17 protein-coding genes are annotated in these 23,279 nt (G+C 52.2%); 9 read left to right on the top strand and 8 right to left on the bottom strand.

What is annotated here, in order from left to right; translation table 11 throughout:
* Window positions 1-25 precede the first annotated feature (25 nt).
* Entirely contained in the window at window positions 26-682 is a 657-nt protein-coding gene (locus ACO0LF_RS23335; RefSeq protein WP_423018371.1) for a glutathione S-transferase family protein, read from the top strand.
* Between the two features lie 31 nt (window positions 683-713).
* Here ACO0LF_RS23335 and ACO0LF_RS23330 read toward each other — a convergent pair whose 3' ends face one another.
* From ACO0LF_RS23330 to ACO0LF_RS23320, 3 genes are read right to left on the bottom strand one after another with little or no spacing between them, the layout of a single operon-like run.
* Window positions 714-1,559, bottom strand: coding sequence for an RnfABCDGE type electron transport complex subunit D (locus ACO0LF_RS23330; protein ID WP_423018369.1), 846 nt, complete (start codon window positions 1,557-1,559; stop codon window positions 714-716).
* A complete protein-coding gene (locus tag ACO0LF_RS23325) occupies window positions 1,556-3,244 on the bottom strand; it encodes a DUF2330 domain-containing protein (protein WP_423018367.1) in 1,689 nt (562 codons plus the stop codon). The genes ACO0LF_RS23330 and ACO0LF_RS23325 overlap by 4 nt, the downstream gene beginning before the upstream one ends.
* A 55-nt stretch (window positions 3,245-3,299) precedes the next feature.
* Entirely contained in the window at window positions 3,300-4,889 is a 1,590-nt protein-coding gene (locus ACO0LF_RS23320; protein WP_423018365.1) for a DUF2330 domain-containing protein, read from the bottom strand.
* Window positions 4,890-5,450: 561 nt separating this feature from the next.
* On the opposite strand from ACO0LF_RS23320, the gene ACO0LF_RS23315 reads away from it, so the two are divergent.
* From ACO0LF_RS23315 to ACO0LF_RS23285, 7 genes are all read left to right on the top strand, one after another.
* Window positions 5,451-7,043: a DUF2138 family protein gene (locus ACO0LF_RS23315; RefSeq protein WP_423018363.1), complete on the top strand. Its 1,593-nt coding sequence runs from the start codon at window positions 5,451-5,453 to the stop codon at window positions 7,041-7,043.
* Window positions 7,040-7,777 (top strand): DUF1175 family protein, encoded by a 738-nt coding sequence (locus ACO0LF_RS23310; RefSeq protein ID WP_423018361.1) that lies wholly within the window; start codon window positions 7,040-7,042, stop codon window positions 7,775-7,777. The genes ACO0LF_RS23315 and ACO0LF_RS23310 overlap by 4 nt, the downstream gene beginning before the upstream one ends.
* 9 nt (window positions 7,778-7,786) lie before the next feature.
* Window positions 7,787-12,454, top strand: coding sequence for an alpha-2-macroglobulin family protein (locus ACO0LF_RS23305; protein WP_423018359.1), 4,668 nt, complete (start codon window positions 7,787-7,789; stop codon window positions 12,452-12,454).
* Window positions 12,432-14,213 carry a DUF2300 domain-containing protein gene (locus ACO0LF_RS23300; protein WP_423018357.1) on the top strand — a complete coding sequence of 594 codons (1,782 nt, stop codon included), beginning with the start codon at window positions 12,432-12,434 and terminating at the stop codon, window positions 14,211-14,213. Before ACO0LF_RS23305 ends, ACO0LF_RS23300 begins: the two co-directional genes overlap by 23 nt.
* Window positions 14,210-14,989: a YfaP family protein gene (locus tag ACO0LF_RS23295; protein ID WP_423018355.1), complete on the top strand. Its 780-nt coding sequence runs from the start codon at window positions 14,210-14,212 to the stop codon at window positions 14,987-14,989. The genes ACO0LF_RS23300 and ACO0LF_RS23295 overlap by 4 nt, the downstream gene beginning before the upstream one ends.
* Before the next feature lie 5 nt (window positions 14,990-14,994).
* Window positions 14,995-15,795: a YfaP family protein gene (locus ACO0LF_RS23290; RefSeq protein WP_423018353.1), complete on the top strand. Its 801-nt coding sequence runs from the start codon at window positions 14,995-14,997 to the stop codon at window positions 15,793-15,795.
* A gap of 129 nt (window positions 15,796-15,924) precedes the next feature.
* Entirely contained in the window at window positions 15,925-16,827 is a 903-nt protein-coding gene (locus ACO0LF_RS23285; protein WP_423018351.1) for a sterol desaturase family protein, read from the top strand.
* Window positions 16,828-16,829: 2 nt separating this feature from the next.
* Here ACO0LF_RS23285 and ACO0LF_RS23280 read toward each other — a convergent pair whose 3' ends face one another.
* The 3 genes from ACO0LF_RS23280 to ACO0LF_RS23270 all read right to left on the bottom strand — a co-directional run bounded on the left by ACO0LF_RS23280 (window position 16,830) and on the right by ACO0LF_RS23270 (window position 20,596).
* Window positions 16,830-17,510 carry a helix-turn-helix domain-containing protein gene (locus ACO0LF_RS23280; protein ID WP_423018349.1) on the bottom strand — a complete coding sequence of 227 codons (681 nt, stop codon included), beginning with the start codon at window positions 17,508-17,510 and terminating at the stop codon, window positions 16,830-16,832.
* 40 nt (window positions 17,511-17,550) lie between these two features.
* On the bottom strand, window positions 17,551-19,104 hold the full coding sequence (gene murJ / locus ACO0LF_RS23275) for a murein biosynthesis integral membrane protein MurJ (protein ID WP_423018347.1): 1,554 nt from the start codon (window positions 19,102-19,104) through the stop codon (window positions 17,551-17,553).
* A gap of 91 nt (window positions 19,105-19,195) precedes the next feature.
* Entirely contained in the window at window positions 19,196-20,596 is a 1,401-nt protein-coding gene (locus ACO0LF_RS23270) for a tetratricopeptide repeat protein (RefSeq protein WP_423018345.1), read from the bottom strand.
* A 155-nt stretch (window positions 20,597-20,751) separates the two neighbouring features.
* On the opposite strand from ACO0LF_RS23270, the gene ACO0LF_RS23265 reads away from it, so the two are divergent.
* The gene (locus ACO0LF_RS23265) at window positions 20,752-21,852 is read left to right on the top strand and encodes a serine hydrolase domain-containing protein (RefSeq protein ID WP_423018343.1); all 1,101 of its coding nucleotides are present in this window, start codon (window positions 20,752-20,754) and stop codon (window positions 21,850-21,852) included.
* 68 nt (window positions 21,853-21,920) lie between these two features.
* On the opposite strand, the gene ACO0LF_RS23260 is transcribed toward ACO0LF_RS23265, so the two are convergent.
* Window positions 21,921-22,451 (bottom strand): glycine zipper 2TM domain-containing protein, encoded by a 531-nt coding sequence (locus ACO0LF_RS23260; protein ID WP_423018341.1) that lies wholly within the window; start codon window positions 22,449-22,451, stop codon window positions 21,921-21,923.
* A 130-nt stretch (window positions 22,452-22,581) separates the two neighbouring features.
* Window positions 22,582-23,250 carry a hypothetical protein gene (locus ACO0LF_RS23255; protein WP_423018339.1) on the bottom strand — a complete coding sequence of 223 codons (669 nt, stop codon included), beginning with the start codon at window positions 23,248-23,250 and terminating at the stop codon, window positions 22,582-22,584.
* Between the last annotated feature and the right edge of the window lie 29 nt (window positions 23,251-23,279).

Raw genomic sequence — 23,279 nt, 5'->3', positions numbered from 1 at the left:
CCGAGATAAAAAGAAAGGTCTTATCATGAGCAATACTGACAACATCACCCTGTTCTACGCACCACAAACCCGCGCAACTGGCGCTTTGATCTTGCTGGAAGAACTGGGCGCGCCCTATCAATTGCATGTACTGAACATGAAGGCTGGCGAACAAAGAGAAAGCGCCTACCTGGCCATCAACCCCATGGGTAAAGTGCCTGCGCTATTGCATAGAGATGAGCTGATCACCGAGCAGGTGGCAGTGTCCTTATACCTGGCAGACCTGTTCCCACAAGCAGGCTTGACCCCTGCCCTGGATAGCCAGTTGCGCGGCCCTTATCTGCGCTGGATGGCGTATTACGCTGCCTGCTATGAGCCAGCGCTGGTTGACAAGTTTGCGCAACATCCACCAGCAGCCCCATCCATGTGCCCTTACAGCGACTTTGATACCATGCTCGGCATCATCAAGACCCAACTGGAAAAGGGCCCGTATCTGCTGGGCGAGCAATTGACGGCAGCAGACATACTCTGGGGCAATGCCTTGCGCTGGGGCACCATGTTCAAGCTGGTACCTGAATCACCGGTCATCATGGAGTATATCCAGCGCGTCTGCAGCAGGCCCGCCTTTGTCAAAGTTGCTGCCATAGATGCCGCCTGGGCTGCCGAACATGAGCGTCTGGCCAATGAGCTAAAGGTTGCCTGAGCCTGGCAACAAATAGTTGGCAAATAAAGCATCAGTTCAGTGGCAATGCAGTGCGTTGCCACTCGAAGCGCGGTCGCCTGAAAACATAGTTAATCGCTGGCACCAGACAACTGGCATAGAATAAAACCACAATCAAGCCATGTGGTCTGAACAACACAAATTGCCAGACAAACGCAGCAAGAGCAACACTGAATGCATAGGCCATCCTGGCAGCTCTGTGCTGGGGCGTCGTCATGGGGTCAGAAATCATGAAGAAGGCAAATAGCAGCGTCGCCCCATTACTCATTTGCTGTACCCAGATGGCTGCACCCGGGTCCCAGGCATAATCAAGCCAGATCAGGCGGGCTGCCAGCAAAACCGCCCAACTCCCCAGGAAACTCAGACTGACATCCCAGCGCGAGATACGCTGGGTCACCAGGCCGCCAAGGGCAACAAACCACAGTGCTGTCAGGCTGCTGGCACCCCATTGCCCAGGGCTCAGCCAAGTACCGCTGGTCCAGGCCCAGGCAGCAAATGCAGCCAGATTGGCGGGGTTGAAAACATGGCTTTTACAGTCTGCCCTACCTACTCTTAAAAGATATTTGCTACTCATGGCCACACAAGCGAGCAAGGGATGTGCCCACAAATTTTGCGAGCGCACCAGGATGCAAATACCAAAACAACTGATAATGGCACTCAGATAAGCGCCCCACTGCCGTCTTCCTGGTAAACGCAAACCCCACTGCCATAGAGCCTGGGTCGATAAACCGCTGGCGAAGCAGGCTGCGATCTGCGGCAGTGTCAATGCAAAATCACGGGCAACAGCACCCAATAATAAAAAACTGGATAAAAATAATATCTGGAACCAGCGTGCGTCCAGCTGTTTCAATACGTTCATTTTTTCGCAGCCTTTTTCTCATTGATAGCCAATAGCTTCTGCCACCAATTTGCATTTTGAGCGGTCATGGCTGGATTTTGCTTGCCATCGCCCATCCCCAGATCAGGCGGAAATTGTTGCGCACCCGGAAGTGCATCGATTTCTTGCATGCTCCAGCCTGTGAGATTGGCCAGGGTCAGTTTTTCTTTGCTGACGCGCTCCGGGACTATGCGTAGATAATAACTAGCCACATCCCTCATGCTATTTTCCTTAGTGGCGAAACAGCTATCGATGCAATTGCGCTGTAATTGCGCCTCAGTCTTGCCCCGATATTTGTTATAACGCTGCTGTAGCAGTATCTGTGCGGCTGGTTCACTTTTATCATGCATGATGTGGTACACCCTATCTACAGGCTCCTTGCATATATCTGTGCAGTCGATTTTGTCCAGGCGCGCGCGACATTCAGGCATGCCACCAGCATAGGGATTGTGTATGACATAGCGACTTTGCCAGTTACGCTTATCCTGCGTCTGGGTGAACATCAAATCCTCAGGAAAACTATTTGGTGTATAGCGCACATGCATGCGCGTCACCAAGGCCTCATGCGACCATTGATTTGATACAGACATGCTCTGCCCTTGCCTGGCTTGCTGCATAAACTGAAAGCCCTTTTCGGCATCACCGTCCACCCAGAACATGCCTGCATCACGCAACTCATCACGGGTCAAAGGCGTGCTTGAACATGGATCACACCAGGCCATGTCCCAGAAATACTCAGTGAAGACGACCCGAAAATCTTCTTTTTTCGCGCTCTGGTCAAACATGGCTTTATAAAACTCCTTGAATTTAGGCTTCATAAAGTAAGGAATTTCCATGTCCGTCGGCAGGTTCGCGGTGCGGTAATTACTGCTTTCCACCCGGCCCCGGCGTGTCAGGGTATACACGATCAAGTCTTGCGTCTTGTCAGGTGCCGCGTTGAGCATGCCCAGGCGCATGGGCAGCATGAATTTTTCACTCTCGAATGCAAATTGCAAAGGGCGCAAACGTGTATATCCTGTTTTAAGCTGCTCCTTGAGATTGACTTTGGCGACAAAAAATTTCATGCCCTGATTAATATAAGGCTTCAATGCAGCACTAGTTCCTTTAGGAATAGTGTAACCATTTTCATGTAACCAGATTTCCAAACCATCAGAGTCTTTTGCCGACAAACTGACAATGTCATATTCTTCCAGCGTATACCTGGCCTCAACTTTTACGCCGTGGGTCAGTATGGCAACTGGAGATGCGGACTCTCTTTCCTGGCGCTTAATACTGTGGCCGATTATCTCTATCGCTATTGAGGCATCGTTACCCCACTCAAATTTAAATTTGCAGGGATCTGGGTCATGGTATTCAGCCAGGCGCGGGCTGGTAAATGCATCCAGCTTCTCAAAACTCCCTTTGTCAGCGATTCTGACTTGCCCTTGTTTGAGCACGACAGGGGTAGGCACAATCAAGGCAAATTCATTCAAGGCACCTTTATAATCATTAAGCATGGATAGCACAGTCTTGTTACCATCACGGGCGATGATGACCTGGCTGGCTTCATTGAACAAACTGGAATCTGCCTTACCTGCATAAAAGCCGCAAAAAGCCATGGCGGAAGAAAACGGTGCACACATCATGACGCACGCTGCGGTACGAATTACCGTTTTCATTAATTTCATTCTCTATTTCCCCCAAAATAAACTCACTATTTAACAACGCATACATCACTTTTTATTATTTTTGACTTTTGCTGACTTCCAATGCCCCCGTTGACTGTAATTTGGCACCTGGCATGGCATCAATCTCTGCCATAGCCCAGCCAGTCAGGTTCGCCAGTGTTTGTTTCTCATTGATGACGCGCTCAGGTAAGTCGCGGCGGTAATAATCTGTGGCAGTCTTGATTGCATTTAGCTTGGATGCCTTGCAGGCCCTTACGCATTGCTGCTGTAACTCAGCCCATCCCTTGTTTTTGTACTCTGCTGGGAACCATTCTTCTTTTTTATTCTCAGATCGCAAGACCAGGGGTACTCTTTCTTTGCACATGGATTCGCACTCATATTTACCAACTCGTTCACTACACTCCGCCACATTGCCCGCATAAGGGTTTTGTATGATGTAACGGGCTTGCCAGTTTTGCTTGTCCTGAGTCTGGGTGAACATCAGATCCTCAGGAAAGCTTTTGGGTGTATAACGCACATGTAAACGGGTCAACATCGCTTGCTGAGCGCCGCTTGTAGAGCTTACGACAGGAAAATTTTGACCGGATGCGGGTTTTTGCATCATGGCGAAACCCTGGTCTGCATCTCCATCCACCCAGAACACCCCTGCCTTACGTAATTCATCCCGACTTAAAGGCGTGTCCGCACAAGGGTCGCACCAGGACATGTCCCAGAAATACTCGGTGAAAACGACGCGATAATCTTCCAATTTTGTACTGTTATCAAACATGGCTTTATAAAAATCCTGAAACCTGGTCTTGATAAATGGTGGCAAATTTTTATTGGCAGGCAAGTAGGCAGTACGATAATTGCTGCTTTCCACGCGCCCCTGCCTGGTCAGCATATAGATGATTAAATCTTGCTGTTTGCCTGGAGCTGCATTGAGCATGCCCAGGCGCATGGGCAACATGAATTTTTCGCTTTCAAAGGCAAATTGCAAAGGACGCAAGTGGGTATAACCGGTTTTTAGCTGTTCCTTGAGATTGACCTTGGCAACAAAAAATTTCATGCCCTGATTGATATAAGGGCGCAATGCTTCGCTAGTGCCTTTGGGTATCTTGTAAGCATTTTCGCGCAACCAGATTTCCAGACCATCCGACTTTTTGGCAGACAAGCTGACGATATCATATTCTTCCAAGGTGTATTTAGCTTCGACTTTGACGCCAAGCGCACGATCACGGGCAGACCCTGAGGGTGCCGGGGCAGGGGCAGACATCACCGCCATAGGTTGAATACGCTCTATGCCCTCCCCCCAATAAAAACTAAACTGGCAGGGGTCGGCATCATGATATTCGGCCAGACGCGGACTGGAGTAGGCATCCAGACGCTCAAAGCTGGCCCGCTCGGCAATTCGCACCTGGCCCTGTTGCAATACAACCGGGGTGGGGACGATAAGGGCAAACTGGTTCAATGGCCCTTTGTAATCATTCAACATGGATAAGACCGTGCGTTTACCATCCCTGGCGATAACCACCTGGCTTGCTTCATTAAACAGACTGGCGTCAGCTTTGCCAGCATAAAACCCGCAAAAAGCCATTGCAGATGAAACGGGGGCGCATACCAGGGCGAGAACCGCCGCACCCAGCATGGATTTAATGAATGTCATGATTTCCTCGTCCGCGATTATTTTGCACTATGGAAAAGCAATTCTATAGGCTAAAAATATCTTGCAACAAAATAAATTCCATTTTTTTATACAATATCCGCTGTCAACAAAGCTGCTCATTTTTTCTGCTCATGGAAAGATCCTCAGGAAAAGGCAAAATGTATTTGTAAGCCTGGATATTCATCCGGGCCAGACGATCTGAAGCAAATCATGCATCCTCAGGCTTCTTTTGACCAACAGAAATGTCATGCAACACATCTGTACTGACTTCCCCCATGGGCAGCATGGGAGCTGATTTTATATTGCGGCGCTTGCAAAGCTAATCACAGTTTTTATTTTCCCGAACGGATATTTTCCAAGAAGAAATATTCAATCAAAAGCGAAAAATATTTATTGCAACAAAAATAATTTATTCTTTCTCTCGTGGCACAATCATCGATTCAAATCTTAATACGTACGCTTACAGAAAATTACCAAATAGCCAGCCGCAACTGTTGTCTTGCAAGCTAGCTTTGGATAGTATCCGTGCAATAAAAGAGCCTTATCCCCGAGGGAGAATTCATGCGTCGTATTTGGATCGTCACCGGCACTGTTGTCACAGTTGCCGCTGCTGCTGTCGCCTACCAGTTAAGTAAGCATTTGAAGGATTATCACTATGTTGGCACCCGCCTCATGGTGGATATGTCACAACCGGATGCCTTGATACGCACCAGCAGTTTATCCAGACTGCCGCGTGACTTGCTGCAAGTGCCCATCGCCAAAGATGTGCTGACCGAAGACCTGGCCTTCTACTATGAACAAAATGAAGACCGCATGGGTTTGAATGGTGCTGTCAAACGTATTGCCTATGAGCATGACCTTGACTGGCAAGACAAGCTGTATGCCAGCATTTTCAATGAACCGGCAGAAGTGGCTTTCTGGCGCGATGGTAAAGGTGCCTTGCGCCACTATGCCGTCGTCATGCGCATGGGCCTGTTCAACAAAGCCTTGCAGGAAGCCGCCAAGGTAGCGATGAAAGATGGCCAGCTCAAACTGGCTGGCGATATCAGCACCAGTAATGGCAAGGCCCAGATCATGGCGCTGGAAGTCAATCCACGTCGTACCCTGCTGCTGATCAGCCAGGGCGATCGTGTGGTGGTCTTGTCTGATCCCGGCCTCTTATTTGATGACAAAAACGGTGTCGTGACAGAAGCCCGTGCTGCTGTTGCCAAATGGCTGGAACATGATGGCGCATTGTCGCTGCAATTTGATCTCGACAATATCGCCCCTGCACCAGCCCAGGCTGCGGACACTGCAAAACATACCATGGCGATAGGTGCGCCGACCATGGCCCTGGGTTATGGCGCTTTTGTATCTGGCTTCAAGGGAGTGCGCTTTGACTTCGGTGGCAACTGGTCAACTTCAGTCTGGCTGGATTCCAAGAAGACTTCTTCTGCCCAGTTGCTTGACCCTGCCTTGTGGACAGCCGCACCAGCCAACCCCAGCGCCTGCATCACCGTGCCCATTGACTGGAATATGGTCAATACCGTATTGAAACAAGCAGATGCCAAGCCAAAGTTGCCAGATCAGGCACTGGCACCACTGTCCGGCCCCGGCCTGGCTTGCTGGTATCGCGAATCGAATTTGTATTCCCCGGTGTTTATCACCAAGCTGCCTTTGAACACCGCCAACCGCGATGCCACTTTGCAAGCCATGGCGACCTGGGCGATAGCCAGCGGTGAACAAGCGACACCAGGCAAAGGCACGACCAAGGCCAAGCCAGACCAGAAATTATGGCGCAATGCCAAGAGCATGGCTACGCTGGCCGCCAGCGGCGACTTTGTGGTGTTCTCACCCGATGGTGGCCTGGTAGAAAAAGTGGTCGATACCATCGCCCGCAGCAATCCCAGTGTAGCTGACCAGACATCTGGCGCGCAAAGCACCCTGGGCCTGATCACACCACGCCCCTTGTCAGAAATGGCTCAGCGTGAAATTTATGCCGCCCTGGCCAAGCCTGAAGATGCCAGCTTCCTGGAAGCGGCGAAGACACATCTGCCCGCCCGCATCAAAGCCCTGGCAACTTACCCACCGATACGCCTGGAATTGAGCAAGGCCCAAGCCAGTGGCAAAGCCTGGCAAAAAGTTGAATGGGTCAGCAAGGAGAAATCCAATTGAAACGCCGGCATGTACTGACTGGCATGCTTGCCACCAGCACCATGCTGGGCTGGCACAGACTGGCGCTGGCCAATAAGCTCACGGCACCGGCTGTGCCATTGCCTGCCGTGAATGCTACCAAAGCTGGAACAACGACCGCGCCTGTCGTCGCAGCACAAACCGCTGCACAAACATTAACGCCAGCCCAGTCGCGCAGTTGCCGTGCCTGGATGACGCGCATCATTGCCGCCCAGCTGACTGCAGGCCCGACACCACGCTGGCAACAGCGTGATTGCGTCGGTCTGGTGCGATTTGCAGTAGCTGAATCCCTGCGCGAGCATGATGAAAAATGGAAGCGCGCGAATGGCATGCTGGGCACTGCCTTGCCACCAGAAATCGATCTCGATCAGGGCACGCAATCAGTGCGCCACCAGTGGCGACTGGCTGACGGCACGGTATCGGCCTATGTCAGCGCCATAGAAATGGTGCAGGAGAATGCCAGGTTCCGCGGCAAGGACTGCAATCTGGCGTCCCCCGGTGACCTGCTGTTCTATGACCAGGGCGACGCCCAGCATCTGATGGTGTGGATGAATTCTTACATCGCCTATCACACTGGCACGGTCACACCAACTGATAATGGCCTGCGCGCAGTCAAGCTACGCGACCTGCAAGCCTGGCGCGATACGCGCTGGCACCCTACCCAAGATAATCCCAATTTTGCTGGCGTGTATCGCCTCAATTTCTTGTCCGCCTGAAAGCGCCCAATGAAAGCTACATTAAAACAATCCCGCTATCTCACCTTTTTGACTGCCCTCTGTGCTCTCTTGCTCTTCCTGCCTGCGACTGCACAGGATGGCGGCGGTGGTTCTTCTTTCTTCTTGCTCAGTGATGCCGCTTATGGCTCGGGCGACACTGCCATGGTGCGGCTGGAAGCCCAGGACATGGGGCAGATTTCTGAACTCGGCGGTGTGGACGTCTATGTCTACAAGGTCAAAGATCCGCTGGAATTTTTGAAGGCACAAAAGAATTTGCACCGCATTGACGCCCAGGGCAATTACAAGGGCAAAGGCGTGTCCGATGCGCTGGCTCGTACCTGGGATAACTGGTGGGATGCCTCGCGCCGCATGTGGCGCAAACTGTTTTCATCCGACGCCAGGAAAGCCGTAACTTCGCAAGTACCGGAAGTACGCCTGCACCCGCTGGTCAAAGCAGCTACGCCACAGCAAATGAACCCGCTATACCAGCCGCTGAAGGCACATACCCTGGTTGACAGCTTTCGCTACCCGGTACACATCGCCCAGCCTGTACAGCCACCAAAAGGTGTCAAACTGGATGGCAGCAGCAGTGAATTCATCATTTCACCCAAAGGCAATGTACTGATACCACTGGGTAAAAAAGAACCCGGCCTGTATCTGGTCGAAGCCATGGTCGGCAGCTATCGCGCTGTGACTTTGGTGTTTGTCTCTGACTCTATCGCTGTGACCAAGGTATCAAGCAAACAAATGCTGGTCTGGGTGGCTGACCGCCGTAGCAGCCAGGCCGTGGCAAATGCCAAGACCGTGTGGACAGATGGCGCAGGTATCCTGAGTACAGGGGCGACAGATGCCAGTGGCATCGTCAATTTTGAACGCGATGCACCTGAGAAGACCTATGTTTATGGTGAAGACAGCAAGGGCGGCGTGTTTGTCGCAGAAAATTATTACTACGATAGTGAAATCTATAACACCAAACTATATGCAGTGACTGATCGCCCTCTGTATCGCCCTGGTGAAACCGTCTATGTGAAATTTTTGGGTCGTACTTTTGTCTCTGCCCGCGAATCCACTGCCATCACTGCGGGTGAATTGAAGCTGCAGGTATTTGATGCAAATGGTTTCCCGGTCGCAGCGCAAACCCTGCAGATGACACCGCAATCTGGTGGTGATACGGTATTCCAGTTGCCAGACAATGCCGTCGCAGGTGGTTATGAATTGCGTTTCAGCTACAAGGGTAATAGCTATGGCGCTGCCTTCCGTGTGGCTGAATACCAGAAGCCGCATTTTGAAATTAATGTCATGCCCGGCAAAAAGGATTACAAAACCAATGAAGAAATCAAGGGCAAGCTGCAACTGGTGTACCCCGATGGCAAACCTGTCGTCAACGCCAAGGCAGACCTGACAGTGCGTGCGCAGCGCCTGACTATCGTTGAAGGCGATCTGGGTTACGCAGGCCAGTTCCCGGTACAAATGAGCACGACCACATTTACCACCGACAGCAGTGGCTTTGTTGAATTCAAACTGCCAGCAGCAACTGAACCCAGCCGCTATATTTTGTCAGTGCTGGCAACTGATGGCGCTGCTTACCGCGTACGTTCTACCAAGGAGATACTGGTGGAACGCAGCGCTGGCACCTTTAGCCTGAAGGCAGAACGTGCCTTCTCTGCCGTTGGCGAAAACATGAACTTTGCGCTGACTGCCCTGCCTGTACCTGGCAATACCGTCAGCACAGTCAGTGCGCCGGCAACATGGGATTGGGTAAGACTGGAAAACCAGAAAAAATCAAACGGCAAGCTCGCCAATGCCAGCAAATTGACACTGGCTTTTGCTGAGCCCGGTACCTATACCCTGTCTGTACGTGATGCAGCAGGCAATATCCTGGGTGCCACTTCGCATTATGTCAGTGGTGCTGGTGTCAGTGCACCGCAGGGCTCGATAGAAATGGTGTTTGACAAGACCAGCTACAAGCCAGGTGAAACTGCCAGTGCGTTGATCACCTTCCCTCAGCAAGTCGATCAGGCGCTGTTCACGCTGGAACGTGACAAGGTAGAAAAAACTGCCTTGATGAACAGTGCCAGCGGCTGGCTCATTGCCAAACGTTTGTCACCGATGCAATGGAAAGTAGAACTGCCTGTGCAGGATACTTATGGCCCCAACATCACCCTGTCTGTGGTGTATGTCAAAGGTGCTGATTATGTGTTCCAGAACCTGGGTTTGAAAGTTGAGCAGCCACGTATCAATGTCGCCGTCAAAGCCGACAAGGCAGTCTATGCACCTGGCGACAAAGTCACGCTGGACCTGACCGCCATGGTGGATGGCAAGCCTGCCGCGGGCAGCCAGTTGACCGTGGGTGTCGTCGATGAAATGATTTATGTGCTGCAACCTGAAATTGCACCAGATATTTCTGACTTCTTCTATCATCCGCGCCGCAATAATGTGCGCACCTCGGCCAGCCTCTCTTTTATCGCCTATGACCTGGCCGTGCCGCCATCCAAGCTGGCCTTGCCTGCCAACGGGCAAACCCATGAGCGCGCCATCAAGGTATTGGAAAGACCACGTCGTGAAGACAAAGACACCGCCTTATGGCAACCGAATGTCACGACTGACGCCACAGGTCGCGCCCGTTTGACTTTCACCATGCCAGACTCCCTGACACGCTGGCGCATTACCGTGCGTGCGACGGAAGCTGGTGGCAATGTAGGTCAGAACATTGCCTACGTACGTTCAGACAAAGACTTTTATGTGAAATGGACCAGCCCGAACTGGATGCGCGTGCAGGATGCACCGAATGCCAGCGTTGCCATCTTCAATCAGGGTAACCAGGACGCCAGTGCCAGCCTGAATATCACAGGTTCCGGCGTCAACAAACAAGAAAGCCTGAAGCTGAAACCTGGTGCGAATTTTATCTCGGTGCCTTTGAAAGCCAATGGTCTCGACAACAAGATAGACCTGTCCCTGGCCGTAGGTGGCAAGACTGTTGATGCCCTGAATGTGCCACTGAAAGTTATTCCTGTGCATTGGCTAAGCCAGCGCTCGGTCAGCGTGCCTGTGACTGGCAAGGAAACTGTCTTGAAACTGCCGCCTGACGCCAGCAACCTGCAACTGCAATTTGCTGACAGCGCCAGCACACAGTTCCGCCGCCTGATGGATGATTTGATCGACTATCCATATGGCTGTGTTGAGCAAACTTCCAGCCGCCTCATTCCTTATAGCCTGGCCTTGCAATCAAGCTTGCCTAGCGAAGAGAGACTGACCGCACAATTGACACAAAGACTGTACAGCTACCGCTTCCGACTGGCGCAAATGGCAGGGCCGAACGCGACTTTTGGCTGGTGGACAGTGCCAGAAAAAGATGGCGATGCCCTGCTGACCACCTACGCCTACTACGCTGACTGGCATGCCAGCCGCGCCTTGAAACTGTCACTGCCAGAAGGCCATTTTGACCGCCTCAATGATGTCTACCGCAAGGATGGCGTCAAGCAATCACACTGGCAGCGCGCCCTGATGCTGTACTGGATGCAGGACATGGGCTTGCCGGTAAAATCCATGGCCGAAGCCCTCAGTGAAGAACTGGGTGCCAAAGGTGCATTTGCAAACCCTGTCGTCATCACCCCGCGCTCAGGCATGAACAGCATGATCTTTGCCAACAAGGATGATGATGTACAACATGCCATGAGCACCCTGCTGGCAGCCTATGTAGTCCAGCAAAGCAAGGGCAACCTGACAGGCATTACCGTCACAACCTTGCCAGAAGCAGCAGCCCGCGTACACCAGGCTGACCTGCCTTTGGGTGAAGCCCTGCTGATACTGACAGGTAAACGCCCGGCCAGCGATGCTGCTGCCGTGCTCGAACGTGTCAGGTCAGAATCGCCGACCATAGACCGCGCCTTGAGCCTGCTGTGGACTTACCGTGCATTGGGTGGCAAGTCTGGCAGCAATGATACTTTGCTGCGCAATAATATGGCCAAGGTAGAACTGGAAGCTGGCTGGTTGCCACGCGAAACCATCACAGGTCAAAGCGTGTATCGCTGGAATACCACAGCCGCGACGCCAGCCCCATCTGTAATCAAAATGGTGTCCAACCCAAGCGCAGGCATGATCGCCATTGCCCAGTTCGACAGCCGCGAGCCAGAAAAATCCAGCCTGCCAGTAAAAGTGGAACGCCGCATTTACCGTCTGGTGCCAGAAGCAATACCAGCGCCAAGTAGTGCCAGCAAACCTGCGATCAACCCAGCCACAGGTGCACCTGTACAGCCAGTCGCAGGCAAAGCAGGCTTCAAGCTGGAATTGCTGGGCGATGCTGCTGCCCTGAAAACAGATGAAGTTTATCTCGACGAAGTGGTACTCACCCGCACATCTGGCCCTGAACTGAACTTTGGTATTGTTGAAGTAGCTCTGCCACCAGGCACCTCGGCTGACCGCTCTACCTGGGGTATCAGCCTGCGTTACCCAGGCGGCAAAGATATGGAAGCCATGGAACGTGCACGCTACGAGCAAACACCACGCGGCTATGCCGTGCCGGTGGATGCGCTGGATGGCCAGGTCGTAATACGTCATCTGGTGCGTGCAGCACAAACCGGCAAGTTCGCCCTGCCGCCAGCACGCTACTACCGCATGTACCAGCCAGAGCAAAAAGCCTTTGAGGACAAGCCACGTGCGTTTATGGAAATCCGCTGATCCTGTACGCAAAGTGATCAGCACCATCATGCTTGCCAGCGCGACCATAGTCACGCTGGCTGCATCTGTACAAGTTGCGCCAGTTGCTCATGCTGCGACCGCAGATGCAGCCAGCACGGCCACCGTCGCCTGGCTGCGTGACGGCCAGGTGGAAGTGCGCACATTGAATTCCCAGGACAACAAAATCGCAGAACAAAAGATACCTCTGGGTAGCTTGTGGAAGTTATTCGTCTATGCTTATCTGCAAGATAATCATGTGCAGGAAGCTGCTTATACCTGTACAGCAAAAAAAGATTTGCGCAAGAATGCGCGTGAAGAACAGGAAAAAAATGAAGACCTGTATTGCTGCGAACCTGGTGAGCAGGTAGAACGCGACTCTGCCCTGGCACGCTCTTGCGCACCCTATTTTTCACCAACGCGATTAGGCGTGAATGACAAGGCATGGAAAGTCTATTGGCAAACCCGCAGCGACGCCAGTTGGCTACAGCGCACAGCGCAATTACAGCCCGACACCCAGATCAGCGTAAAAGACTTACTGGAAACCCTGAGCAAGTTTTCTCCGCAAGCCCGCGCTGCCGCACGCACAGCCTTGCTGGAAACAGCGGTACAGGGCTATGGCCGCGAAGCCTGGACACAACTGGGTACAGGCATACGTTACAAAACTTATTCCTGGCATTTGCCCGACAACAGCGCCTTTGGTGGCGCAGCAGGCTGGCTGGCCGATGGCACGCCGTTCTGGTTTGGTGCCCGTGGCTCCAGCCGCTCTACTCTTACGACCTGGGCCAGTGCGCTGGCAACTACCCTGCCTACTCCACGCTGGGCTGGTATCAATAATATGGACAATGTCGGTGACGAAGCACATTGTGTGGATGTGGACTTCTTTGCGCGCTATCCCTTGCGCGAAGTATTGTCTACATCTGCGACAAGCGCGCCTGCGCGTGCGGGAACGCTGTCCGGCAAATACAAGCTGCAATTCGTCAACGGCAATAGCCTGGACATCAATAGCAATGGCAGCCTGACACTGCAACGCACCGCAGGCATGGCTCCACAAATCACCGGGCGCGTCAGCATCAATGATTATGTCGCCCGCGTCATAGACCGTGAGGGCGACGCCAGCAATATGCAGGCTGCCCGCAGCCTCGCGATTGCGGCGCGCAGCTATCTGGTACAAAACGCTGCTCTTGATCATGGCTGCTGGCGCATTGCCGACAGCACTACCCGTCAGCGCGTCAGCGCCAATGCGCCCACCGATGCTGCCCTGGCTGCAGCCTGGTTCACTGATGATCTGATATTGCAAGGAGCTAACATTCGCTACCACAATGACAGTGCAGGCAACAACCGCATGTCATTGAAAGAAGCGACAAAGCAGGCAAACCAGGGCTGGAATTTTGAACGTATCCTGGCCACCAGTTATCCGCAAGCCAGCATCGCCAGCTTCAACGGCAAGTCTGATTGCAAACCACTGGCCGCAGCGCAAACCTGGTTAAGCAATGCCAGCAACAAATGGCAAAGCATATTGCGTCGCGAGCCCGGGTTTGAACATCCAGACACACCGCCAGCCATCTGCTCGCTGGCAAGCGGCAATCCCTATTCAGACCAGAAGCGCATACGTATCTACGCCCGCGGCTGGCGCAGCCTGGACGAGCGCATCACCCTCGCCCATGAATACCTGCACCTGGCTTTACGATTTCATCCGAACGGTGCCAATGAAGACTATGTAGAAAAACTGGCACGCCGTCTCATAGAAGGAACAACATGATCAAGTTTCACCCAAAACGACTCACTCTCTGCATAGCTGGCAGCCTGCTCGCTGCTCTCAACCTGAGCGCATCGGCAGACTCCAATGTAGAACTGCCGCGTGGCGGCTGGCGCAATAGTGGTGGTGAAGCTGCAGGCTTTAAACAGCCTGTACACTACCCTGCATCTTCAGTCAACGCTGAGGGGCAGAATGAAATGGCACTTATCAAAGGCCGTATCAGCACCAATAACAAGAAAAAACCGGGCAAACTCATCGTCAATGGTGCAGCCATGCCGCTGGCTATTGGCGAAGGTGGCGAGTTCTCCCGTCCCTACTCTTTCAGTTCCGGCTCCAACAATGTGGAAGTGCGCAGCCCCGATGGCAGTGAAGTCAAACGTGTGCAGTTTTTTGATACCAACACCAGCCGCCCGAATGCACGTCTGCGCGTAGTATTGTCCTGGGATAGCGATGGCACAGACCTTGATTTGCACGTCATTTCGCCGGATGGTCAGCATGTGTTTTACGGTAACCGCGTCGTGCAGAATGGTGGTGCGCTCGATGTCGATGTCACCACGGGTTATGGGCCTGAGATCTATGCCAATACTGCGCCGCCCAAAGGCACTTATCACGTCTATGTGAATTACTATGGTAGCGGTGGCAATGAAAAAGACCTGACCATCGCCAGGGTCGCCATCATCAGCCAGGAAGGCACGCTCTCAGAAAAACAGCAAAGTTTTCAAGTGCCTATGCGCAAACCGGGTGAGCTTACCCTGGTTAAATCCTTTACCTATCCGTAATGATCATGCAAACGATGATAAAACCTGCTCTACTGGCTTGCACGATGTTCGTCGCTGCCGCCCATTGTATAGCTGAAGACCAGCCCACCATCAACAGCCCGCGCGGCGGCTGGAACTATGGCGGCCTGACTGATAAATCTGGCGATACGCGCGCCTCCTATCCCTTGCCACCGATAGACCGTGGTACACAAAAAAACCGTACCCTCATCGAAGGCCATATCCGTGATGCGGGCAAACAGCGCAAGCATACCCTCATCGTCAACGGCAACCCCATGGTGCTCAACTACGGCACAGATGGCCGCTTTGAACGCCACTATGCCTTTGGCAGTGGCTCCAACAATATAGAGATCAAGGGGCCAGACGGTAAAAGCTTGCAACGTGTGCAGTATTACGAAGCCAATACCCAACAGCTATCACCGCAATTGCGCATCATTTGCTCATGGGATGCGCCAGAGGCAGAAGTCGACCTGCACATTATCACACCAGACGGCCAGCATGCCTTCTATGCTGCACCCATACTGAATGGCGGTGGTGGCCTGGATGTGGATAGCGTCGATGGCCCTGGCCCGGAAATGTTCACTACCATCTCCCCACAACATGGCGCTTACCATGTCTTCGTCAATTACTGGGGCAACTTCGGGGCAGGTGGATATAACTTTGATGAGGGTCAGCGCAAGCAACCCATCATCACCACCCGCGTCACTCTGGTTTTTTATGAAAACACCGCGAGAGAAAAACGTGAGAGCTTTGTCATTCCTCTGCGCAAGATAGGTGATTTGAATTTGGTGAAGTCATTCATGTTTTAAATAAGGCCGGGCACCTCCATTGAAGTGCCTTGCGCATTTATAAATTTCTTCCTTCAAGTTGCGCAGTTTATTCAAGTCGCCAACTCTTTTTTCAGTGATGCTGTCGATTTAATCCTCAGGAGTAAATCGATGAAGCAGCTATTCTCTTACTGGTATGCGCCAGTATTTTTCTTTTCATTTATAGGCCTGGCCACCTGGATGCTGCCAGCCTTTTCCTTGTCCAGCTTTTACCTGATCCCCCTGCTATTACTGGCGATAGCTATTTCTTTTGTGGCAGAGCTTTATCTCCCCTATGAACAGCAATGGAATCTCGCACAAAATGACAGGAAGCGCGATACCCTGCACGGCCTGGTCAACGAGCTGTTTAATATGCTGGGTCTGGCATTGATACCCAGTCTTAATGGCTTGATACCTGTGATGAATCTGTGGCCAGGCAACTGGTCACAGGCACTGCAATTAGTACTGGCCATCGTCATTGCAGACTGCGGTATTACACTGGCACATTTTTTCAGTCACAAGATAGATTTGCTGTGGCGTTTTCATGCAGTACATCATAGCTGCCTGCGCATGTATGGCTTCAATGGTTTGATGAAGCACCCTTTGCATCAGGCGATAGAGGCATTGGCGGGCATCCTGCCCCTGCTCTTGATTGGCATGCCCTTGCAGATCACTGTACTATTGACGTTCGCGATTGCCATACAATTGCTGCTCCAGCATTCCAATGTCGACATCAAGATGGGGATGTTCCGCCATGTATTTGCCTGGGCGCCTTTGCATCGTTTTCATCATATGAAGTATGGTGAAGCAGGCAATGTCAATTTCGCTCTGTTCTCCCCTGTATGGGATCAAATACTGGGCACTGCGTTTTATCCAGATTACCGCCTGACTAGCAGCGATCTTGGTATAGGTAGCCAGCCTGATTATCCCGTCGCTTATAGCCAGCAGCTAAAAGAGCCATTCCGGAGGAAGCAAGTGAAAAAGGATGCGGTACTTTCGCCTCAGTTCATACCGCAACCACGCCATGACGGATGACTTCAATCAATCAGCCGCAAATGCATGTGGCTGATGCTGTGATCAGCCCTTACCCCAAACATGCTACGCATGGTACGTGAGAAATGAGCAGAATCAGCAAAACCTGCCGCATGCGCGGCAGTGGTGAGGCTCTGTCCTTCCAGCGTAGTCGCAATCGCCAATCGCAAACGCCGCCACAGCACCAGTCTGCGTACTGGCAAACCCAGTTGCGCACTGAACAGGCGCTCTAACTGGCTCAGAGAGACATGCACATCATCCGCCAGCTTGCTGGCAGAAATCTTGCCAGACAAGAGCCTGTCCACCTGGGCCAGCGCGGTTTCTACCCGTGCATCCAGAACAGGCTTGCGTATGGCAGTTTGCAAGGCCACCATCAGTGTCGGCAACGATGGTTCAGTCTTTTCTATGCTGGCTAACAATTCCTGCCCATTGTAAGCATAGGGTTCAGCATAGACAGAGTAATGACGGGCCAGTGGTGCCAGGATGGCGTGGCTGTGCATGGATTCTATCCAGATACGAGTATCTGTGATGACTCTGGATTCCAGCTCCACACTTGCAGGCATATCCAGCGAGAGTATCAGTTGATGGGCATGGTGCGCATGTACCGCGCTCACGCCCAGGGCACCATGCAGGATGGCATAGTCTTTCGCCAGCCATAATTCGCCATCCCAGTTGCTGTCTTTCATCTGCCAGCTTTCCACAATTGAGCAAATCTAGTGCTCTGCTTTACACCCTGGTGACTTTCCTGAAATCCCGAGGCCTGAAACCCATCAATGCCAGCGCAGCAAAATAAGTCACCACGCAAGAGCTCATCACAAAACCCAGCGCAGCCATGCGCAAAACCGGAGTATGACGCATCTCCAGCCAATGGAACTGGTCTTTAGTCCATAGTGCAACACCCGCCATCAACAACAACGCAGCAAGCAATTTAAGCAAGAACATGGGCCAGCCTTTTCTGGGCTGGTAAATACCGCGCTTGCGCAAACCTGTGTACAGGAAAGTCGCATTCACACATGCCCCCAACCCCACAGACAAGGCCAGGCCAGCATGGGCAAAATACGGGACAAAGACATAGTTCAATGCCTGGGTTACCAGCATGACGACCACGGCAATTTTTACCGGTGTGCGTATGTCTTGCTTGCCATAAAAACCGGGGGCCAGGATCTTGACGACAATCAGACCCAGCAAACCTATACCGTAGGCGACCAGGGCATTGGAGGTCATTTGTACTGCGTGATCCGTGTATTTGTTATAGTGATACAGGGTTGCTGTCAGGGCTTCTGGGATGGTCGCCAGCCCAACTGCTGCTGGCAAAGCCAGCAAAAAAGTCAAGCGCAAGCCCCAGTCCAGCAAGTCTGAGTACTCTACGGTATCACCATCAGAATGCGCCTTGGCCAGGCCAGGTAATAAAATCGTCCCCAGGGCCACGCCCAGCAAGGCGGTAGGGAATTCCATCAGGCGATCAGCATTCGCCAGCCAGGTCGTGCTACCAGTCGTCAGGCTGGAGGCTATGCTGGTATTGATGGCAATACTGATCTGGGTAGCCGAAACAGCGAGTATCGCTGGCACCATATTGCGCACGATACGGCGCACCCCCTCGTCCTGCCACGCCGTACCCACGCGAAAGCTGATCTTTGGCAGCATGCCTATCTTGACCAGAGCGGGAACCTGGATTGCCAGTTGCAAAACGCCACCGACAAACACTGCAATTGCCAGCGCATAAATGGGTTGAGCCAGATAAGGTGCAAGGAACAAAGAGCCTGCAATGGAGGACAGGTTATATAAAACCGGCGTAAATGCAGCCACCTTGAATTCACGCCAGGTATTCAGAATACCGCCCGCCAGCGCCACCATGGACATGAAGCCTATATACGGGAACATGATACGCGTCATGATGATGGCAACATTGAATTCAGTTGCCCGACCTACATAACCTTTGGCCATGAAGTACAACAATATGGGCGCACCTATGATGCCCAGCACGCAGGTGAGTACCAGTGTCCATGTCATCAGGGTAGCGACATGGTCAATCAGATTTTTAGTAGCGGCTTCGCCCTGTTTATTCTTGTATTCTGCCAGTATGGGTACAAAGGCTTGCGAAAACGCGCCCTCGGCAAACATGCGCCGCAACAGATTGGGGATGCGGAAAGCAATATTGAATACGTCGGTATAGGCATCGGCACCAAAGCGAGTGGCAATCAATACATCACGAGCCAGGCCAGTGAGGCGCGACAGCATGGTCATGCCACTCATGGCAGCGAGGGTTCTTAATAGATTCATGGTCCGGCATTATACTTTGTCGTGCTGCCAGAGGCATATTTGCCGCACTGGCATCACTGTCCGACGTCAGAAAATTAACATTATTACCATATCAGCTCAAAACCGAGTATTTACTGATAGCTGGCAATTTCATTAATTCATCTTTGATCTCTTGCATGACCCCAGACCAGTCACCCGAGTATTTCTGACGGAACAAATGCATGACGGCGGGATACCAGGGGCTGTCTGCCCTGTCCTTGAGCCAGCGCCAGTCTGTCTGGTAGGCAGGTAACATGAGCCAGCAAGGCTTGCCTAAAGCGCCTGCAAGATGGGCCACGGCAGTATCTACTGTTATCAACAAATCCAGTTGCATGATGATGGCGGCGCTATCGGCAAAGTCCCTGATATCAGATCCCAGGCTCGTCAAGGTCAGGGGCATGCCAGAGGCTGCCCCCTCCCCTTCAGCTTTTTGCAGGCTGAACCAATGCACACCCGGTACGTCGACCAGGGTTTTGAATACAGCAAGATCATGTATGGAGCGATAACCATCATTTTCAAAAAGTGGATTCCCCTGCCATACCAGACCTATGCGCAAATGCTCGTCAGGACCCTGCATGCGAGCGGCCCAGTGCTGCACATCCTGTGGATGGGCATGCAGATAAGGCAGCTCGGCAGGAATGCTATCGATTTGCGTATGGAATAATCCCGGCAAGCTGTACATAGGCACCCAATAGTCGCAGCCGCTGCCGGGGATATTCTCTTCATAGGAAAATACATCGTCCAGCCCATCCAGGTTGGCAAACAGTTTCTTAAGGGCAGGATGGCAAAGACAAGTGACGCACGTGGCACCAGCCTGTTTTAACAGACTGGCATAGCGGGTGAATTGTATGGTGTCACCATGGCCGGACTCGAAAAGGATGATGATGGATTTGCCAACCAGTTCTTGCCCTTGCCAGCGCAGCGAATGAGGCTGCTGACTCAGATAATAATCCAGTATGGCAGGCGTTTCACGCGCCTCCAGCATGCGCCAGCCTTCGGCATAATGGCCTTGCCGCAGTAACAAATAAGCCAGATTGAATGCTGCCTTGCGATACGCAGGGTCCAGCTCCAGAGCCCGGCGATAGCAGGCTTCTGCTTCAATTTCATGCAGCGTACTGGCCAGCAAGACACCCAGATTGCACAAGGCAAAGATTGAATCAGGGTGTTGCAGCAAAACTTGCCTGTATAGCTGCTCAGCCTCGGCAAAGCGCCTTTCTTGCGCCAGCATGACACCATAGTTCAAAGTGATTTGCACATTGTCAGGAGCAAGCAGGCAGGCGCGCTGATAAGCTGCCCCAGCCTCAGCATGCCGTTTTTGCTGCTGCAACAACCAGGCAAGATTGGCATGCACCTCGGCCAAATCAGGCTCAAGTTCCAGGGCCAGGCGAAAACTGCTTTCGGCAGCATCCCACTGCCCCTGCGCCATCTGGTGATTGGCTTGATAAAACAGGGACTCGGCAGTATCGGTCTTCATACTTATAGCAAAGTTGCGAGTAATCTGATGATTATAGGTGGGCTTTAAATGAAGACGCACATAATCTTGTTCTACATTTGTTAAACTGTATCCAGGTAAAAAATTGCATGCTTTTGTACATGAGTACACCCATCACTTTTCACGCGGAGCCAGTTATGCCACGATTTAATCTATCAGTTCCAGGTCCCTTGCGATTATTGGCTGTCAGCCTGCTGGCCCTGGGCTTGCAGGCCAATATCAGCCTGGCTGCAACACCCAAAGCCATCCCCAGCCTCGAAGACGCCGCCAAGAATCTGAAAAACAGTGGCTTTCAAGGCCTGGTCTTTGCCGCCCGTGGTGATAAGGTCTTGCTGGAGAAAGGCCTGGGCAAATTCACCGATACCAGGCAAAGCTTCCGTTTCGCCTCCATCACCAAGCAAATGACGGCCATCCTGGTCATGCAGGAAGTGGAAGCCGGGAAATTGCAGCTGGATCAAAGCCTGGGCACTTACTGGCCAGACTACCCCAATGTACAGGCACGCAGCGCCACCTTGCGGCAATTACTGACCCATTATTCAGGTCTGTACAATGAAATGATCAATCCTGCGGTGCATATGATGGATGCCAATAGTGGCGACGATATACAGAATTTTGCCACTGGCCTGTGCGCGGGCCCAGCCAATGCCAAACCAGGCAGCAAATTTGACTATAACAATTGCGATTACATCGTCCTCGGTGCCTTGCTGGAAAAAATCAACAAGCAAAGTTTTTTAAGCTTGCTGCAGCAGCGTATCTTCAGCCCGGCTGGCATGCAAGGCGCGGCTTACTATACTGCGGCCCAACCGGATGTCAAAACCCATGTGCATGGCATCCTGGGTGGCAAGCCTGAACCAGCAGTGAATTTTGCCAGCTATGGCCCGGCTGGTTCCAGCTTTGGCACCCTGGCGGATTTATATGCGTTTGATCTGGCCTTCATGCGTGGCAAATATCTGTCTGCCAAAAGCCGCGATGAGATGGTCAAGCCAAATAATGTTGGGGGTGCGATAGGTGTCTGGTCTTATCCCTTCAAGGCCAGCGATACGGCTAACCCGCTCATGATAGTCGAGCGCCAGGGCTGGATAGCCGGGGTACGTATCTTGAATCTGGTGGATTTGCAAAACCAGAATATTCTCATCATCGTCAGTGCAGATGGTGACCTGGATCTCTCGCAAACCTGGGCCAATAAGGGCATTGCTGCCGATTTATTGCGCTCATTAATCAATACACGCCAGCCATAATTAAAAAAACCGGGTGTCGCTTTCTTGCAGACACCCGGTTTTTAGCTAAATTCCAAGCTTCCGATTAATCAGGGATTTCTTTTCGCCACTTCATTACCAACATAACCACCTCCTACTGCACCGGCGATCGTCGCCAGTGTACGACCATTGCCATTACCTACCTGGCTACCAATCAAACCACCAAGTACCGCGCCTACACCTATGCCCACCGGGCTATTTTGAGCCTGTGCTGGCTGGGTATGATAAGTCCTGGCTGGCTCTGTATAGGTGCGCGCAAGCTGATGATGGCTGCTCTGTGCCACTCTGGCTGGAGCCGGTGCGGCATAGGCATTCTGCGTCGTATTCGCATAATTTACTGCGGGAGGATTCGTATTGTTGACATTATTGGCCAAGGGCAGAGAGGCATTATTGGCTGAATAGCCCAGGTTGGCATTGTTGTCCATGGCTGGCACAGTATTGCCAGCCGGATTTGCACTACTGTGAGAACTTGGCAATACGCCTGTCAGGGCAGCAGCACCTAATAAGCTGACCAGAATGACCGAACAGGCTGCGCCTGCTACGAGTGGGTGTATGCGCTTGCTGGTAGTGGATACTTCCATGATGCTCTCCTTCAGTTTGTGATGACTCATGCACCAATAACGCACCAAGCCTGCAAAAAGGAGACCCACATTATGTTACGACGGTAAGCAAATGTAACCAAGCAGCATGCACTGCAACCTCCCGTCAACATTAACAACCGGTGCTTTTACGCTTGCTGACGAGTTTCAGCAAATCACCTTTTGCCGCTTGCCCGGACAAATACAAGTGTAATTCCGTGACATTGTATTCATTGGATGCGTCTACAATGAAATCAAGCTTGCCGTCACGATCCAGGTCCCCTACCCAGATAAGGCGTCCATTATTATCACCGTCCTGGTTTTCTACATGGTCAAACAAGTATTGTTCCCTGCCCTCATGTCTGAAATAGATTTTACCTTCCCGGTTTTGCAGGCTGTATTCACTGCCCTGTAAATGCATGATTCTTTCCTGCCCCAGCGATGGCAACGTAGTCAACTCAAACTCTTCATCAACAGAGCCGCTGACCAACTTCATTTCATCCGATAAACTGACCCGCCCTGCTTTCAAACCAGGGTCTGACAATAAAATCCTGACATTGGATAAACTCGTACTCACCCGCACACCTGCCCCGGAAATGGGATCAGGCACATTCTTGAAGCGAGGTTTGGTCGCGACCAGACGCCACCCTCTACCCATTTGCTGCAAGCCCAACCACGGCCCTTTCTTGTCGACCTGGGCTTCGCTGGCATGGTAGTCTTGAATTTCCAGAATTTCAGAAGCCTGGGCATGCAGGCAGCAAGTAGCAAACAAAAAGGCTGCAGATAATGTCAATGTGCGCATCGCTATCTCCAGAAAAGAGTAGTCCAGAT

Source organism: Undibacterium sp. Di27W (assembly GCF_049340345.1).
GTDB lineage: Bacteria > Pseudomonadota > Gammaproteobacteria > Burkholderiales > Burkholderiaceae_D > Undibacterium.
This window is presented reverse-complemented; position numbering and strand designations above follow the sequence as displayed.